The organism is Streptomyces sp. LUP30, from assembly GCF_001746365.1.
Lineage (GTDB): Bacteria > Actinomycetota > Actinomycetes > Streptomycetales > Streptomycetaceae > Streptomyces.
The window spans coordinates 45,660-61,836 of record NZ_MJAJ01000038.1; the positions used below are offsets into that span (position 1 = coordinate 45,660).

A 16,177-nucleotide genomic window follows, 5' to 3' on the forward strand; every position below is an offset into this window, starting at 1 on the left:
ACTTGGTGCACTCGGCTCCCCCGGTGCCTTTTGGGCGACTCCCGTCAATACACGTCACGCACGTACCGCTTGTCGGAGGCGAGTTGCTTCACGTAGGCCGCCGCCTCCGCCTCCCCCAGGCCCCCGTGGACGACGGCGACGTCCCGCAGCGCCCGGTCCACGTCCTTGGCCATGCGCGAGGCGTCGCCGCAGACGTAGAAGTGGGCCCCGTCCCGGAGCCACGACCACAGCTGGGAGCCGTGCTCGCGGATCCGGTCCTGTACGTAGACCTTGGCCCGCTGATCGCGGGAGAAAGCGGTGTCGAGACGGGCGAGGGCGCCGTCGGCGAGCAGGGCGGTCAGCTCCTCCTCGTAGTAGAAGTCCGTCGCCCGGCGCTGCTCGCCGAAGAACAGCCAGTTGGGACCCCGGTGCCCGCGCTCCCGGCGCTCCTGAAGGAATCCGACGAAGGGCGCGACGCCGGTGCCCGGCCCGACCATCACCATCGGGGTCGCCGGATCGGCGGGCGGCCGGAAGTGCGGGGAGCGCTGCACATGGACGGGAACCTCGGCGCCGGGCCCGGCGTCGGCGAGGAACGGCGAGCAGACGCCCTGCCGCGGCCGGCCGGCCAGGTTCTCGTACCGCACGACGGAGACCGTGAGCGAGACGAGATGGGGGTCGGTGAGCGGACTGGACGATATGGAGTACAGCCGCGGTTGCAGCCGTCCCAGCTGCTCGGCCCAGTCCTGTGCGTCGGCCCGGACACCGAACTCGGCCGCCACGTCGACGGCTTGACGGCCCCAGGACCACTTCGCCAGCTCGTCCTTGTTGTCGGGTCGCAGCAGCTTGCGCAGCTCGCGCGGGTCGCGGGTGCGGTCGGCGGTGAAGCGGAGCAGTGCCGGAGTGATGCGGGTGATGTCGAGATGGCGCAGCAGCGCCTCGCCGAGCGGTGCCTCGCCGACACCGTTCAGCCGCACGCGCGAGTGGGCGTCGAGACCGGTCACGGCCAGCCACTCCGCCACCAGGTCGGGTGAGTTGAGGGGGCGCACCCCGAGCGCGTCTCCGGCCTCGTAGACCAGCGGGGTCTCGCTGTCGCGGGTGTCGAAGGTGAAGCGCCGGACCTCCTTGCCGGACCCCGGACGGCTCAGCAGGCGGTTGCCGGTGAGGCGGGCGGTGACGGGTGCGGGCCGCCGGGTGCGGGCCGGGGCCCCGGGGGGAGGAGCGGCGGCGGGCGGGACGGCGACGGTCGGGACGGCGTTGGTCGGGACCCCGATGGTCGGGGCTGACGCGAGGGGGCTTGCCGTGACCGTGGGCGACGTGATCGAAGGTGACGCGATCGGATTCGACGGGACCGGAGTCGGCGGGACCGCATTCGGCGTGACCGGAGTTGCGGTAACAGCGTGGGGAACCGCTTTCGCAACGGGGGCCGACTGCCCCGCGGAGGGCTCGGACGTCACTGCGGGCTGCAGCTCCGTGGCCTCCTTCAGCGCCGTGAGCACCTGGTCCAGCCAGGCTTCCGCCTCCGTCTCGTAGTCCGGCTCGCAGTCGGTGCGCGGGGCCAGCCGGAGCGCGCCGAGCTCGTCCATACGGCGGTCCAGCCGCCGTCCGTGCCCGCAGAAGTCGTCGTACGAGGAGTCCCCGAAGGCGAGGACGGCGTAGCGGCGGCCCTCCAGCCGGCCGGTGCCCAGCTCGGCGAGGCCGTCCCAGAAGCCGGCGCCGTTGTCGGGCGCGTCGCCGTCGCCGAAGGTGCTGGTGATCAGCAGCAGATCGGCGTCGGAGGGCAGGGCGGCGGGGTCGGCCTCGTCCATGGCGACCAGGGAGGCCGCGTGTCCGCCCTCGGTGATCCGTGCGGCGGTGGCGGCGGCGAAGTCCTCCGCGGTGCCGGTCTGCGAGGCCCACAGGATCACGACCTGCCGTGCCGGGGCGGACGCAGGGGCCGCGGCGGTGCGGGAGTACATACCGGCCAGGGTGCCGTTGACCCAGATGGCGTGTTCGGGGCTGAACGGCGCGTCCGGCGGCAGCACCGGCACCCCTGGCGCGCCGGCCGGGATGCCCGCGAGGAAGCCCACCAGGTACCGCCGTTCCAGCTCGGTCAGGACGGGCGGCGGGGCGGGATCCAGACCGAAGACGGCGGCCGCCGAGGGCTGGACCGCCGTGGGGACGAGCGTCCCGCCGGCGAGCCGGGCCGGGACCTCGCCGGGGACGGCGTCCGTGACAGTGGCAGAGCCGAGAGCAGCGCCTGCGGCCGTGGCCATGGCCCTGGCCCCGGCCGTGGCGGGGACGAGGGCCTGTGTGCCGACGGGGACGGCCGGCGTCGTGGCGACCGGCGCCTCGGCCGACGGAAACTGCACGGAAACCGGTGTCGACACCTTCGTCAAGGACACCGCGCACACCTTGAGTTCGGGCTGGAAGGACAGCGGGTCGACGGCGTCGCTGGTGACCGCGTTCACGCTGAGGTACTCCCCGAACAGGTCGTTCCAGTGGAAGGGCGCGAAGCAGGACCCGGGCAGCACCCGGTCGGTCACGACGGCGGGCAGAACGGCACGCCCGCGCCGCGAGGCGACCTCGACGGAGTCGCCGTCGGCGAGGCCCAGCGCGGCCGCGTCCTCCGGGTGCACCTCGACGAACGGCCCGGGGTCGAGCTTGTTCAGCTTGGCCACCCGGGCGGTCTTGGTCAGGGTGTGCCACTGGTGCTGCAGACGGCCCGTGTTCAGGACGAACGGGTAGTCGTCGTCGGGCATCTCGGCCGGCGGGACGTGCGGACGCGGGTGGAAGACGGCCCGGCCCGAGGGCGTGGGGAAGGTGAGCGAGCCGTCGTCGTCGACGTACCGGACCGGGTTGCGGTCGGGGCCGTCGGCGGTGGCGGCCGGCCACTGCACGGGGGCCGCGCGCAGCCGGTCGTACGTGACGCCCCGCAGGTCGTAACCGGTTACGGGGTTGTGGGCCTGCTTGATCTCCTCGAAGATCTGCTCCGCGCTGTCGTAGGAGAAGGCGCTTTCGTAACCCATGGCGCAGGCGACGGCCGCGATGAGCCGCCAGTCGGCCATGGCCTCTCCCGGCGCGTCGGCGGCCGGGCGGGCGAGGGTGAGATTGCGCTCGCTGTTGATCAGGACGCCCTCGGTCTCGGTCCACAGGGCGCCGGGCAGGACGACGTCGGCGTAGGCGTTGGTCTCGGTGTCGGCGAAGACGTCCTGCGTGACGACGAACTCCGCGGCTTCCAGCCCCTCGATGACCGTCCTGCGGTTGGCGACCGAGGCGACCGGGTTGGTGCAGATGATCCAGCAGGCCTTGATGTCCTTGTCGGCCAGCTTGCGGAACAGCTCCACGGTGCCCTTGCCGACGCCGTCCGCCCTGATGGTGCCCGGTTCGATCCCCCACATCCGCTCGACGAAGGCACGGTCGGCGTCCACGAGGACGGAGCGCTGCCCGGGCAGCCCCGGCCCCATGTAACCCATTTCCCGGCCGCCCATGGCGTTGGGCTGACCGGTGAGGGAGAAGGGACCGCTGCCCGGGCGGCAGATCGCGCCCGTGGCGAGGTGCAGGTTGATGAGCGCGTTGGTGTTCCAGGTGCCGTGCGTGGACTGGTTGAGGCCCATGGTCCAGCAGCTGGTCCACTCCCCCGCCTCACCGATCAGCCGGGCGGCCTCCCGCAGGTCGGCCTCCGGTATGCCGGTGAGCTCCGCGACGGTGGCGGGCGCGTAGTCCGCGAGGAACTCCGGCATCGCCTCCCAGCCCTCGGTGTACGCGGCGACGAAGTCGGGGTCGGTGTGGCCGTTCTCGTGCAGAAGGTGCAGCAGACCGTTGAGCAGGGCGAGGTCGGTGCCCGGCCTGACCTGGAGGAACAGGTCCGCCTTGGCGGCGGTGGCGGTGCGGCGGGGGTCGACCACGATCAGTTTCGCACCCGCTTTCACCCGGTCCATCATCCGCAGGAAGAGGATGGGGTGGCAGTCGGCCATGTTGGAGCCGATGACGAGGAAGACGTCTGCCCGGTCGAGGTCCTCATAGGAGCCGGGCGGACCGTCGGCGCCCAGAGACAGCTTGTAACCGGTTCCCGCGCTTGCCATGCACAGTCGGGAGTTCGACTCGATCTGGTTGGTGCGGAGGTAACCCTTGGCGAGCTTGTTCGCCAGATACTGCGCTTCCAGGCTCATCTGGCCGGACACGTAGAGGGCGACCGCGTCGGGGCCGTGCTCGTCGACGATCTTCCGCAGCCGTCGCGCCGTCTCGGCGATGGCCGTCTCCACGGGGGCGGGCTCCGGCTCCTCGCCGCGGTCCGAGCGGACCAGGGCGGTGCTCAGGCGGCCGGGTGCGGCGAGCATGTCGGCGGTGGTCGCGCCCTTGGTGCACAGCCGGCCGAAGTTCGCCGGATGCCGCTTGTCGCCGGACGCCTTCAGCACGGTACGGCGGCCGTCGGGCCCGAAGGCGATGTCGAGGACCATGCCGCAGCCGACACCGCAGTACGAGCAGACCGTGCGCACCTTCGTCTCGGTCGCGCAGTCGGTCCGCGGGTCCGGCGCGGCCACGGGCGCCCCTTTCTGTCTGGCGATCAGCCTGGTGAGAGGCTCTTCTGCAAGCCTCCACGACCGTACGAACCGTGCATTACACAGGTGTCTCCCGGACCGGCGGCCGGGGGTTAAGCCCGGCGCACAGCGAGCGGCGGCCGGATGTGAGCGACCGATCCGCCCCACCAGGGGGCGGTCGGGTCGCCCACCGTCCAGGCTGAGCTCCGTCCGGACGGGGACCCCCGGGGCGGGGGCCGAGGAGCGTTGGGGGGGGCGGAGGGGCGGAGGGTCGAGGAGAGCATGGAGGGGCCGAGGAGCCGAGGGGGCCGAGGAGCGTGGAGGAGCCGCCGAGTGCGGGGAGACCCTTTGCCTGGACCTGATGGCATGGTCGCGTCAAATCTGTCACGCTTCCGGCAGCCGCCGCGCGCACCGCCCTCCGGCACACCCACACCGTGAGGGACAGCAACCGAGCAGGCGGCCGGAAACCCGGCCGCCGCAAAGGAGCCATGTGTGAGACCCACGCCCCGCAAGGCCCTCGCCGCGAGCGCACTCACCCTCGCCGCGATGGCCGCCGTCTCGCTTCCCGCCACCACCGCGGCAGCCGCACCGGCTGCCGCTTCGTCCGGGAGGGTCGCGTCCGCCTCGTCCGTCACGCCCCTGGACGCCGGCCCGGCGGCGGCCGTCGCCCCCCGCAAGGCCGTCCCCGCGCAGGTTGCCGAGCCCCGGGGCTCCGCCGCCGCGGACGGTCCCGTGTCCGGAAAGGCGGCCCCGGCGGCCGCCGTCTGCGCGCCCGCCCAGGTCGTCGCCAACGGAGGCTTCGAGAGCGGCGTCTCGCCGTGGACGCAGTCCTCGACCAGTGTGATCACCAGCCGCACCGGCCAGACCGCTCACGGCGGCGCCGCCTTCGCCTGGCTGGACGGCGTCGGCGGCACCCACACCGACTCGCTCTCCCAGAGCGTCACGATCCCGTCCGGATGCGCGACCGCCACCCTCACCTTCTGGCTGCACATCGACACCGCCGAGACGACGTCGTCCACCGCGTACGACAAACTGACGGCCAAGATCGGCACGACGACCCTGGCCACGTACTCCAACCTCGACAAGAACACCGGCTACGTGCGCAAGTCGTTCGACGTGTCGGCCTTCGCCGGCCAGACCGTCAGCCTCGCCTTCACCGGCACGGAGGACTCCAGCCTTCAGTCGAGCTTCGTCCTCGACGACATCGCGCTCGACACCTCCGGCGCCACCGTGCCGCCGGCCGACTCCACCCGCACCCCGGCCGCCCCGTCGTACACCGTCAGCCTCACCGGCAACACGGCCGGCACGGTCTGGACCGGTCACGAGAGCGCGACCTTCACCAACGCCTCCTCCGCCCCGCTCAGCGAGGTGTACCTGCGGCTGTGGGACAACTACCACGGCACCTGCTCCGCGATGCCGATCACGGTCGGCAACGTGACGGGCGGCACCGCCGGCGCCCTCTCGGTCGCCTGCACGGCGTTGCAGATCACCCTCGCCGCACCCCTGACCCAGGGACAGAGCGCCACGATCGGCTTCGACCTCGGCATCACCGTGCCCAGCGGCGCCGACCGGTTCGGCCATGACGGGGCGTTCGCCTTCATCGGCAACGCGCTGCCCGTGCTGGCGGTCAAGGACGGGGCGGGCTGGCACCTGGACCCGTACACGAACAACGGCGAGTCGTTCTACTCGCTGGCCGCCGACTTCAAGGTCACCCTCGACCACCCGACGAGCCTGCTGGTGCCGGCCACCGGGACCTCGGTCGACACCGCCGGCTCCAGCGGCCGCACCGTCACCACGGCGACCGCCACCAAGGTGCGCGACTTCGCGTGGGCGGCAGGCCCGTTCAGCAAGATCTCCGGGACCTCTGCCGCCGGGACGGCGATCAACGTCTACTCCGTCACCGGCATCAGCTCCGCCGACGCCCAGTCGATGCTCACCACCGCCAAGAGCGCCGTGGACGCCCACGCGGCCCGCTTCGGCGCGTACCCCTACGGTGAGCTGGACGCGGTCATCGACAACAACTACTGGTTCGGCGGCATGGAGTACCCCGGCTTCGTCCTCGACCTGGTCAGCACCACGGCGCTGACCCACGAGATCGGTCACCAGTGGTGGTACGGGATCGTCGGCGACGACGAGTACAACAGCCCCTGGCTGGACGAGTCCTTCACCGACTACTCCACCGACCTGGCGCAGGGCAAGACGGGCAGCGGTTGCTGGAGCAGCGTCTCGTGGGCCTCGTCGGCAGAGAAGATCACCGACTCGATGGCCTACTGGGACGCCCACTCCTCCCGGTACTCGACCGTCGTCTACGGGTACGGGAAGTGCGCTCTGCACGATCTGCGGCGGCTCATCGGCGACACGGCGATGGCCAAGCTGCTGAAGGACTACGCCACTTCGCACTGGTACGGCGTCTCGACCACGGCCGAGTTCAAGGCCGCCGCCCAGGCCGCCACGACCACGGACCTGACGTCGTTCTGGACCACTCACCGTATCGACGGGTGATCCCGGACCGTCGGTCGGCCTGCCGGGCGAAGGCCCCGTAGGCCCGCTCGTCGAAGAGGACGAACCTGATCTCCTCGGCATGCGTCCGCGCGGCCCGGACCGTCTCCACGGCGGTCCGGGCCGCGTCGTCCGTCGGCCGGCCGTGGATGCCCGCCGAGACCGCCGACCGGGATCGGGCAGACGAGCCGAGCGGGAGCGGTCGGCCGTGGTCGTTCGGCTGCCGGTGCGAGGGGACGCGCAGGGCGTCTCGCGGGTCCCAGGCTGCCTCACCCCTCCTCCGGCGCAATAGACGCCGAGCGCCCGCATGTCGTTGGCGGTGAACACAGCGGTGGGGCGATCGGGGCGGGACAGCAACTACCGCACTGCGCACCCGTGTTCGCGCGTGATCCGGGTCGTCACCACCAGGCCGGGCTCCACCGGCAGTCCGGCCTCCGCGAGGACGGACGAGTACCCGGACAACCTGGCGGGGCAGAAGGAGTGGTCAGGCCCGCTGATCATCACGAGGCCGGGCCGCCCGCGGTCCCGGCGATACGGCGGCCGAACTCCTCGCCCGGTCGGGGGAGTCGGTGACGATGTCGTCCAGGCCCTCGATGAACCGGCCGGCGCAGGGGTGGTGGACGGCTGCGGCGGGCGGCGCCGGACAGCGACCCTGCCCGGCGAGCCGAGTCCGCCCGCACCCACCTGCGGGCCTCAGCCGAGTCGCTCGGCGAACGCCTCGTACGCTCGGGCGTCGAAGAGGACGAACCGCACTTCTTCGACGCCCGTCGGCGTGTTCAGGACCGTCTCCACGGCAATGCGGGCCGCATCCTCCATCGGCCACCGGTACACGCCGGTGGAGATCGCCGGGAACGCGACCGTCCGCGCACCCAACTCGTCCGCCACGCGCAGAGACTCCCGGTAACAGGAGGCGAGAAGAGGGGCATCGCCGCCGCCGGCCTGCCAGACCGGCCCCACGGTGTGGATCACCCAGCGCGCGTCCAGCTCACCCGCGGTCGTGGCGACCGCCTGGCCGGTGGCGAGCCCCTTGCCGTAGGAGGAGGCGCGCAGACGGCGGCAGTCGGCGAGGATCTCGGGGCCGCCCCGGCGGTGGATCGCACCGTCGACGCCACCGCCGCCGAGCAGTGAGGAGTTGGCCGCGTTGACGATGGCGTCCACGGACTGGCGTGTGATGTCGCCCTGGACGAGGGTGATCGTGGTCATGACCGTGTGTATACCAACGGGAACCGCCGTCCGCTCACCTTTGCTGCCGCAGACTGCGCCACACGGCCTTCGCCGCGTTGTGGCCCGACATGCCGTGCACACCCGGCCCGGGCGGTGTGGCCGACGAGCAGATGAAGACGGCCGGGTGCGGGGTGGCGTAGGGATACGCGGTCAGCTTGGGACGCAGCAGGGCCTGGAGCCCGGAGACCGCCCCGGTGGCGATGTCCCCGCCGACGTAGTTGGCGTTGCGGGCGGCGAGTTCGGCGGGGCCGGCCGTGGCACGGGCGAGGACGCGGTCGCGGAACCCCGGGGCGAAGCGCTCCAGTTGGCGTTCCATGACGTCGGTGAGATCGCCGGTCCAGCCGTTGGGCACATGGCCGTACGCCCAGAAGACGTGTCTGCCGGCCGGGGCTCGGCTGGGGTCGACCACGCTGGGCTGCACCGTGATCATGAAGGGTCGGTCGGGCGCCCGGCCCTCGCGCGAGACGGCCCGCAGCGCGGCGCCGATCTCCGCGCTGTCCGCGCCGATCTGCACGGTGCCGGCGCTCCGGGCCTCCTTCGCCGTCCATGGGACCGGCCCGTCGAGGGCATAGTCGATCTTGAAGACGCCGGGTCCGTACTTGTACCCCTCGTAGTGGTTGCCGAAGCCCGCGATGCGGGCCAGGGCGGTGGGCGAGGTGTCGAAGACGTAGGCGCGAGCCGGAGGCAGGTCGTCCAGGCGCTTGACGTCGTAGTCGGTGTGGATGCTGCCGCCGAGGTCCTCGAGGTAGGCCGCGAGCGCGTCCGAGAGGGACTGGGATCCGCCGCGGGCCACCGGCCAGCCGCGGGCGTGCGCGGCGAGGGCGAAGACGAGGCCCACGGCACCGGTGGCCAAGCCGGTCAGCGGGGCCATGACATGGGCGACGAGCCCGGCGAAGAGGGTCCTGGCGGGCTCGTCGCGAAAGCGCCGGACGAGCCAGCTGGACGGCGGCAGGCCGACCAGGCCGAAGCGGGCCAGGGTGACCGGGTCGCGCGGGAGCGCGGTCAGCGGCAACGACATGAAGTCGCGGGCCAGGGTGTCCCACTTGGGCAGGAAGGGTTCGACCAGGCGGCGGTACGCGCCCGCGTCACGTGGGCCGAAGGAGGCGGCCGTCTCGGCGACCGACCGGGACAGCACCGCGGCGCTGCCGTCGAGGAACGGGTGGACCATGGGCAGCTCGGCGTGCAGCCACTCCAGGCCGTAGCGTTCCAGCGGCATGGCGCGGAAGGCGGGCGAGTTGACGCCCAGGGGGTGTGCGGCGGAGCACGGGTCGTGACGGAAGCCGGGCAGGGTGAGTTCCTCGGTGCGGACTCCTCCGCCCACGGTGCCCCGCGCCTCGAACAGCGCCACGGAGAAGCCGCGCCTGGCCAGCTCCACCGCTGCGGTCAGCCCGTTGGGCCCCGCTCCCACCACGACCGCATCGAGCATCGACGGCACTTCGACCCCTTCGTCAGCCGGTGGCCCCGTAGACCGGTGGCCCCCGCAGTCAGGATATGCCGGGGGTAGGACGACACCCGCGGCGCGGGGGGACGAACCGGAGATCGGATCCGCTCACGCCGAGTGGCCCCACGCCCGGTCGACGGTCCGGCACGCGGACGGAGGCGGGCCCCACGCACGACCGGTGGTCCGACGCACGACCGGTCGCCCGCCGCACGACCGGTGCTCCCACGCATGGCAGGACGCCCGACGCGCCGCCGGTGCTCCCGGGCACGGCCGGTGCTCCCCAGCGCGGCCGGTGCTCCCGAACGCGTGGTGGGACCGTTCAGGAAGCCTCTCGGAGGGGCTCGCCGGCCGAGAGCAGATCGGTCACGCGCCGGGCCGTCGCCGCGTCCCGGGCCGCGGTGAACGGCAGGGAGTTGCCGCCGGTGACGCGGAACGGCTCGCCGGTGAGGGTGAGATGGGCGCCGCCCGCCTCCTCGACCAGCAGCAAGCCGGCCGCGTGGTCCCAGGCCGCCTCCCAGGAGAACGCCGTGGCGTCCACCTCGCCCCGGGCGACGGCGAGGTACTCCAGCCCGGCAGACCCGCAGGGGCGCGGGGCGATGCCGTCCGTCCACAGCGGCAGCAGGGCGCGCTTCTGCTCGTCGGTCGTGTACAACGGGTGCGAGGTGGCCACCGTCAGGGCGCGGCCGGGTTCGGGCGGGCCGGCGAACAGCCGCTCGCCGTCCAGGAAGGCGCCGCCGCCCCGTACCGCAGTGGCCAGTTGGTCGCGGGCCGGGGCGTAGGTCCAGGAGGCGAGCAGGACGCCGCGCCGGACCAGCGCGACCAGGGTGCAGAAGCCGTCGTCGCCGTGCACGAACTGACGCGTTCCGTCGACGGGGTCGACGATCCACACCGGCGTGTCGCCCTGTATCGCCTCGTACGTGGCCGGGTCGGCGTGCACGGCCTCCTCGCCGACGACGACCGAACCGGGCAGGAGGGCGCCGAGGGCCTCGGTGAGGAACAGCTCGGCGTTGCGGTCGGCGTCCGTCACCAGGTCGTGCGGGCCGGCCTTCTGGTCGACCTCGTGCGCCGCGAGCTGCCGGAAGCGGGGCATGATCTCGGCCGCGGCGGCCTTGCGGACCGCCTCTTCCACGTCGGCCGAGTGGCGGGCGAGAAACTCGTCGATGGTTTCCGTGTCTTCGATCATGCCTCCATGAGAGCACGCCCCACTGACAATCCCTGCCCGCCCGGTGCATCCCGGGTGGAATCGGTGTGAAGAACAGGGGCGCCGTCGCTCCGCGCGCGGGTCAGCGGCCGACCGCGTATCCCTGCATCCCGCGCGGGTTGGCGGCCGCCGACAGGATGCCCGTCGCCGGGTCTCGGGCGACCGCGCACAGCCGGCCTTCGGACCACGGGTCGCCGACGGTGATGTCATGGCCGCGTCGCCGCAGCTCCTCCACCACCTCCGTCGGCATGCGGGACTCCACCGTGACGCGGCCCGGCCGCATCCCGCGCGGGTAGAAGGAGCCGGGGAATCCGTCGTTGTGCCAGTTGGGGGCGTCGATCGCGCCCTGGAGGTCGAGCCCGCCGCGGACCCGCGCGCGGAGGGTGACGGCGAGCAGGAAGTGCAGCTGCCACTGGTCCTGCTGGTCGCCGCCGGGGGTGCCGAAGGCCAGCACCGGCACGCCGTCGCGCAGGGCGATCGAGGGGGTGAGGGTGGTGCGCGGACGACGGCCGGGGGTCAGCGAGTTCGGCAGCCCCTCCTCCAGCCAGGTCATCTGCAACCTGGTGCCGAGCGGGAAGCCCAGTTCGGGCACGACCGGGTTGGACTGCAGCCAGCCGCCGCTGGGCGTGGCGGCGACCATGTTGCCCCAGCGGTCGACGACGTCCAGGTGACAGGTGTCCCCTCGGGTCTCCCCCAAGGCGGTGACCTGCGGCTCGCCCGGCACGGGGAACGCAGTGCCGTTGGCGAGCGTCGGCTCGCCGACGCCCATCGGGCTGAAGCCGGGGGCGTCGTCGGCCACCACGCAGGCGTGGCCGCTCAGTCGTGGGGGACGCCCGCCGGGGCTGCCGGGCCGCAGTTCGTACGACGCCTTGTCGCCGATCAGCCGCCGTCGCCGCGCGTTGTAGCCGTCGTCGAGCAGCTCGGCCAGCGGGACTTCGGCCGCGTCGCCGTACCAGGCCTCGCGGTCGGCCATGGCGAGTTTGCAGCCCTCGACCAGCAGATGGACATAGTCGGCGGAGCCATAGGCGGGCAACTCGGAGGGGAGCAGGGCGAGTTGCTGGAGGAGGGCCGGTCCCTGGCTCCAGGGTCCCGCTTTGCAGACGGTCCAGCCGTTCCAGTCGTAGGTCGCCGGCGTCTCGTACGTCGCGGACCAGGCGGCGAGGTCGGCGGCGGTGAGGGCGCCGGTGTGGCGCTCGCCGCTGGTGTCCAGGGTGGGCCGGGCGGCCTGCCGGACGAGCGCCTCGGCGACGAATCCGGTCCGCCACACCTCCCGGGCGGCGTCGATCCGTGCCTCCCGGCCGCCCGTCCCGGCGGTCTCGGCGAGCAGCCGCTTCCAGGTGGCGGCGAGGACGGGGTTGCGCAGCAGTTCTCCGGGGCGAGGCGGCCTCCCCTCCGGCAGGTACACCTCCGCGGACGAGGTCCATTCCGTCTCGAAGAGCTCCCGTACGGTCTCGACGGTCGCGCCGACGTCGTCCACGGGTGCGTGTCCGTGCTCGGCGTAGCCGATGGCGTACTTCAGGACGTCGTCGAGGGACTTGGTGCCGTGGTCGCGCAGCAGGAGCATCCAGGCGTCGAACGCGCCGGGCACCGCGGCGGCGAGCGGTCCCGTCCCGGGCACGAGGTCGAGGCCCAGCCCCCGGTAGTGCGCGACCGTCGCGCCCGCCGGCGCCACGCCCTGGCCGCACAGCACCCGCACATCGCCGCCGGCCGGGGCGAGGAGGACGGGCGCCTCACCGGCGGGCCCGTTGAGATGCGGTTCGACGACGTGCAGGACGAAGGCGCCGGCGACGGCCGCGTCGAAGGCGTTGCCGTCGTCCTCCAGGACGGCCATGGCCGACTGCGAGGCCAGCCAGTGCGTGCTGGACACCATGCCGAAGGTTCCCTGAAGCGTGGGCCGGGTGGTGAACCGCATCCCTCACCGCCTCCTCATGACGCGTCCTCGGAAACCCGCCACAGTATGCACGGGCCCGGTGACCGCGCAGAGAGCGCCAGGTCGGTTCGTCGGCCCGCGCGACCGCCCCGGGCTCGTCGCCGCCCGCCGTCGGGCCGTCCAGGCGCTCCGGGGTACGGGAGATCAGCGCGACGGCCCGCGACGGCGTCGAGGCGCGCGGATTCGCCGCGGACGTCCTCGACGCCGACTCCCCCGGCGCGGCCCCGCACGCGGGGCGCGAGTGACCCTCCCGCCCGGACGCCGTCGCATCACTGGCGGGGCCCGGACGGCGTCACCGGTCCGCGCAGGCGCCTCGGAGGAGCCCTTGATGTGCAGAGAATGGCAATGAAAGGGACAATTTAGACAGCTTTGCGATGGGCAGCCGTCCCATCTCCCGTCTCCCATCCCCCGTCTCCCCCGTCTCCCCCGACGGACCATGAACAGGCAGGTCGGACCATGTCGAAGAAACCACGTTCGTCCGAGCCCCCGCACGGCGAGGGCCCGAGCCGTCACGAGGGTGCCGGACAGCACGGCTGGTCACCCGATGTGGACGAGACCCGTCAGCAGGACAACCCGAGCGCCCACCGTTCCTTCCATGCGGCCGAACACGGCGAAGCGAGGGGCCGGGGCCGCACCAGGTCCGCGGAGGAGACGAAGTCCGTTCCCGGTGACACGGTCAAGAGTCCCGGCGCACGCGGAGAGGAGTACGGCGACGCGGACGAGAAGGGCCGCCGCGACACCGGCCGCAAGGGCCGCTCCCAGCGCCCCAGCGGCGCCAGGGACGCCTCCGCCACGACCGGCGTGGACCCGCAGGATCCGCCGGCCGGGCGCCGCCGGGGCTGAGGGCGGGTATCAGCAGATCCGCGGCAGCTGCTCCCCGATCGGCAGATCGACCACCCGTGTCCCGCCCAGGCCCGTACCGGCCACGACCATGCCGGGATGCGCCTCGACGGCCTCGCCGATGATCGCGGACTCGGCGCCCAGCGGATGCGCGCGCATCGCCTCCAGGACGGCATCGGCGTGCTCGCGCGGGACGAACGCCACCAGCTTGCCCTCGTTGGCGATGTACATGGGGTCCAGACCGAGGATGGCGCAGGCGTTGGCCACGGCCGGCGGCACGGGGACGGCGCGCTCCTGGACGACGACCCCCGCACCGGAGGCCTCCGCGATCTCGTTGAGCGCGGCGGCCAGGCCGCCCCGCGTGGGATCGCGCAGCACGTGCAGATCCGAGGTGACGCCGAGCATGGTGTCGACGAGGCCGCCGAGCGCCGCGCAGTCGCTCTGGATCTCCACTCCGAACTCCAGGCCCTCGCGCACGCTCATGACCGCCACTCCGTGTGCGCCGATGGCGCCGCTGACGATCACGACGTCGCCCGGGACGACCCGCTGCGGGCGCAGGTCGACGCCCGCGGGGACGAGACCGATGCCGGCGGTGTTGACGTAGATCCCGTCGCCGTGTCCGGCCTCGACCACCTTGGTGTCGCCGGTGGCCACCTCGACACCGGCGGTGCGCGCGGCCGCGCCCAGCGCCTCGGACACCCGCCTGACCACGTCCAGCTCGACCCCCTCCTCCAGGATGAACCCGCAGGAGAGGTAGGCGGCCCGGGCGCCGCTCATGGCGAGGTCGTTGACGGTGCCGTTGACCGCCAGGTCGCCGATGCAGCCGCCGGGGAAGAACAGCGGCCGTACCACGTAGGAGTCGGTGGAGAACGCCAGCCGGGCGCCGCCCAGGGAGAGGACGGCGGCGTCGCCCAGCTGGGCCAGGACCTCGCCCCCGAAGGCGGGGGCGAAGATCTGCTGGACCAGTTCGGCGGAGAGGACTCCACCGCCGCCGTGGCCCATGACGACGCGGGGCCGGTCGCGTACCGGCGCCGGACACGTCCACGACTCGAGGTCCAGGACAGGGGCGGGGACGGGGGCGGGAACATCGGTGGTGTCAGACAACGGGGCTCGCCTCCCGGGCCGCGGTGGTGGGCACGTCCAGACGGCGGTAGAGGTAGTAGGCGGCGCAGGCGCCCTCGCTGGAGACCATGGTGGCTCCCAGGGGCGTGCGGGGGGTGCACAGGGTGCCGAAGGCCTCGCACTCGTGCGGCTTGAGCAGCCCCTGCAGAACCTCTCCGCTCCGGCACTCGGCGGGCTCCTGTGTCCGGATCCCGCCGACCGAGAAGCGGTGCTCGGCGTCGTGGTCGCGGTACTTCGACGACAGCCGCCAGCCGCTGTCGGGGATCACCCCGATACCGCGCCAGGCCCGGTCGGTGACCTCGAAGACGTCCTCCAGCATGGCCCGGGCGGCCGGGTTGCCCTCCGGGCGGACGGCACGGGCGTAGGCGTTGTCGACCGTGTGCTCACCGCGCTCCAGCTGGCGGACGGCCCGGCGTACGCCTTCGAGGATGTCCAGGGGTTCAAAGCCGGTCACCACGATCGGGACGCGGAAGCGTTCCGCCAGTTCCGGGTACTCCTCCACGCCCATCACGCTGCACACGTGCCCGGCCGCGAGGAAGCCCTGCACCCGGCAGCTCGGCGACGACATGATCGCCTCGATGGCGGGCGGCACCCGGACGTGGGACACCAGCATGCTGAAGTTGCGGACGCCCAGCTTTCGGGCCTGGTGGACCGTCATGGCGTTGGGAGGCGCCGTCGTCTCGAAGCCGATGCCGAAGAACACCACCTCGCGGTCGGGGTTCTGGCGTGCGATCCGCAGCGCGTCGAGCGGCGAGTAGACGACGCGTACGTCGCCGCCCTCCCCCCGCACCTGGAACAGGTCGCGTCCGGTGCCCGGCACGCGCAGCATGTCGCCGAAGGAGCAGAAGATCACCCCCGGCCGGGAGGCGATCTCCAGCGCCTTGTCGATGACCTCCAGCGGGGTCACGCACACCGGGCAGCCGGGCCCGTGGATCAGTTCGACCTCGTCCGGCAGCAGCTGGTCGATGCCGTGGCGGATGATGCTGTGCGTCTGGCCTCCGCACACCTCCATCAGCGCCCACGGCCTGGTCACCGTGGCGTGGATGTCGTCGAGGAGCCGGCGTGCCAGTTCCGGGTCCTGGAACTCGTCGATGTACTTCACTTCCGCACCTCCTGCACAGCGTCCTCGCCCGCCTGCACGGCCGCAGCCGCCTCCCAGGGATCGCCGAACTCCTCCTGCAGCATGCCGAGTTCGGCGAAGAGTTCGAGCGTCTGGCGGGCCGACTCCTCGTCCAGCCGCTGCAGGGCGAAGCCGACGTGGACGATCGCGTACTCGCCGACCTGGAGGTCGGGCAGGTACTCCAGGCACACCTCCTTGACCACGCCGCCGAAGTCGACGGTGGCCATCCGGGTACCGTCCCGGTCCTCGATGTCCAGCACTCTGCCGGGTACCGCCAGGCACATGGGCCTCTCCTCGCTGTCGG

Annotated in this window: 10 protein-coding genes and 1 pseudogene; 2 read left to right on the forward strand and 9 right to left on the reverse strand. The window is 72.6% G+C overall.

Annotation, left to right across the window (positions count from 1 at the left end; translation table 11 throughout):
* Positions 1-44 precede the first annotated feature (44 nt).
* Positions 45-4,499 (reverse strand): molybdopterin-dependent oxidoreductase, encoded by a 4,455-nt coding sequence (locus tag BG482_RS26975; RefSeq protein WP_069771739.1) that lies wholly within the window; start codon positions 4,497-4,499, stop codon positions 45-47.
* 489 nt (positions 4,500-4,988) lie between these two features.
* On the opposite strand from BG482_RS26975, the gene BG482_RS26980 reads away from it, so the two are divergent.
* Positions 4,989-6,998 carry a M1 family metallopeptidase gene (locus tag BG482_RS26980; RefSeq protein WP_256096482.1) on the forward strand — a complete coding sequence of 670 codons (2,010 nt, stop codon included), beginning with the start codon at positions 4,989-4,991 and terminating at the stop codon, positions 6,996-6,998.
* A 19-nt stretch (positions 6,999-7,017) separates the two neighbouring features.
* Here the strand turns inward: BG482_RS26980 and BG482_RS45415 are convergent.
* The 5 genes and pseudogenes from BG482_RS45415 to BG482_RS27000 form a co-directional block, all read right to left on the reverse strand.
* A pseudogene (locus BG482_RS45415) lies at positions 7,018-7,164 on the reverse strand (O-acetyl-ADP-ribose deacetylase); the annotation flags it as partial.
* 524 nt (positions 7,165-7,688) lie between these two features.
* Positions 7,689-8,198 carry an O-acetyl-ADP-ribose deacetylase gene (locus BG482_RS26985; protein WP_069771740.1) on the reverse strand — a complete coding sequence of 170 codons (510 nt, stop codon included), beginning with the start codon at positions 8,196-8,198 and terminating at the stop codon, positions 7,689-7,691.
* 34 nt (positions 8,199-8,232) lie between these two features.
* Entirely contained in the window at positions 8,233-9,645 is a 1,413-nt protein-coding gene (locus BG482_RS26990; RefSeq protein WP_069771779.1) for an NAD(P)/FAD-dependent oxidoreductase, read from the reverse strand.
* Positions 9,646-9,979: 334 nt separating this feature from the next.
* Positions 9,980-10,843, reverse strand: coding sequence for an inositol monophosphatase family protein (locus BG482_RS26995; protein ID WP_069771741.1), 864 nt, complete (start codon positions 10,841-10,843; stop codon positions 9,980-9,982).
* Positions 10,844-10,943: 100 nt separating this feature from the next.
* Complete coding sequence (locus BG482_RS27000; RefSeq protein ID WP_069771742.1) at positions 10,944-12,773, reverse strand: gamma-glutamyltransferase family protein; 1,830 nt, start codon at positions 12,771-12,773, stop codon at positions 10,944-10,946.
* A gap of 474 nt (positions 12,774-13,247) precedes the next feature.
* Here BG482_RS27000 and BG482_RS27005 point away from each other — a divergent pair, with 474 nt between their 5' ends.
* On the forward strand, positions 13,248-13,634 hold the full coding sequence (locus BG482_RS27005) for a hypothetical protein (RefSeq protein ID WP_069771743.1): 387 nt from the start codon (positions 13,248-13,250) through the stop codon (positions 13,632-13,634).
* Positions 13,635-13,643: 9 nt separating this feature from the next.
* Here the strand turns inward: BG482_RS27005 and hypE are convergent, their stop codons facing one another.
* Genes hypE through BG482_RS27020 form a run of 3 tightly spaced genes read right to left on the reverse strand, consistent with a single transcriptional unit; the run spans position 13,644 to position 16,157 of the window.
* Positions 13,644-14,735, reverse strand: coding sequence for a hydrogenase expression/formation protein HypE (gene hypE, locus BG482_RS27010; RefSeq protein ID WP_069771744.1), 1,092 nt, complete (start codon positions 14,733-14,735; stop codon positions 13,644-13,646).
* Complete coding sequence (hypD, locus tag BG482_RS27015; protein WP_069771745.1) at positions 14,728-15,855, reverse strand: hydrogenase formation protein HypD; 1,128 nt, start codon at positions 15,853-15,855, stop codon at positions 14,728-14,730. Before hypD ends, hypE begins: the two co-directional genes overlap by 8 nt.
* A complete protein-coding gene (locus BG482_RS27020; RefSeq protein WP_069771746.1) occupies positions 15,852-16,157 on the reverse strand; it encodes a HypC/HybG/HupF family hydrogenase formation chaperone in 306 nt (101 codons plus the stop codon). The genes hypD and BG482_RS27020 overlap by 4 nt, the downstream gene beginning before the upstream one ends.
* Between the last annotated feature and the right edge of the window lie 20 nt (positions 16,158-16,177).

Excerpts from the sequence above, each read along its gene's own strand:
- BG482_RS26995 (WP_069771741.1), bottom strand. The coding sequence starts at position 10,843 with ATGATCGAAGACACGGAAACCATCGACGAGTTTCTCGCCCGCCACTCG.
- BG482_RS26990 (WP_069771779.1), bottom strand. The coding sequence starts at position 9,645 with ATGCTCGATGCGGTCGTGGTGGGAGCGGGGCCCAACGGGCTGACCGCA.
- BG482_RS27000 (WP_069771742.1), bottom strand. The coding sequence starts at position 12,773 with ATGCGGTTCACCACCCGGCCCACGCTTCAGGGAACCTTCGGCATGGTG.
- BG482_RS26985 (WP_069771740.1), bottom strand. The coding sequence starts at position 8,198 with ATGACCACGATCACCCTCGTCCAGGGCGACATCACACGCCAGTCCGTG.
- BG482_RS27005 (WP_069771743.1), top strand. The coding sequence starts at position 13,248 with ATGTCGAAGAAACCACGTTCGTCCGAGCCCCCGCACGGCGAGGGCCCG.
- BG482_RS27020 (WP_069771746.1), bottom strand. The coding sequence starts at position 16,157 with ATGTGCCTGGCGGTACCCGGCAGAGTGCTGGACATCGAGGACCGGGAC.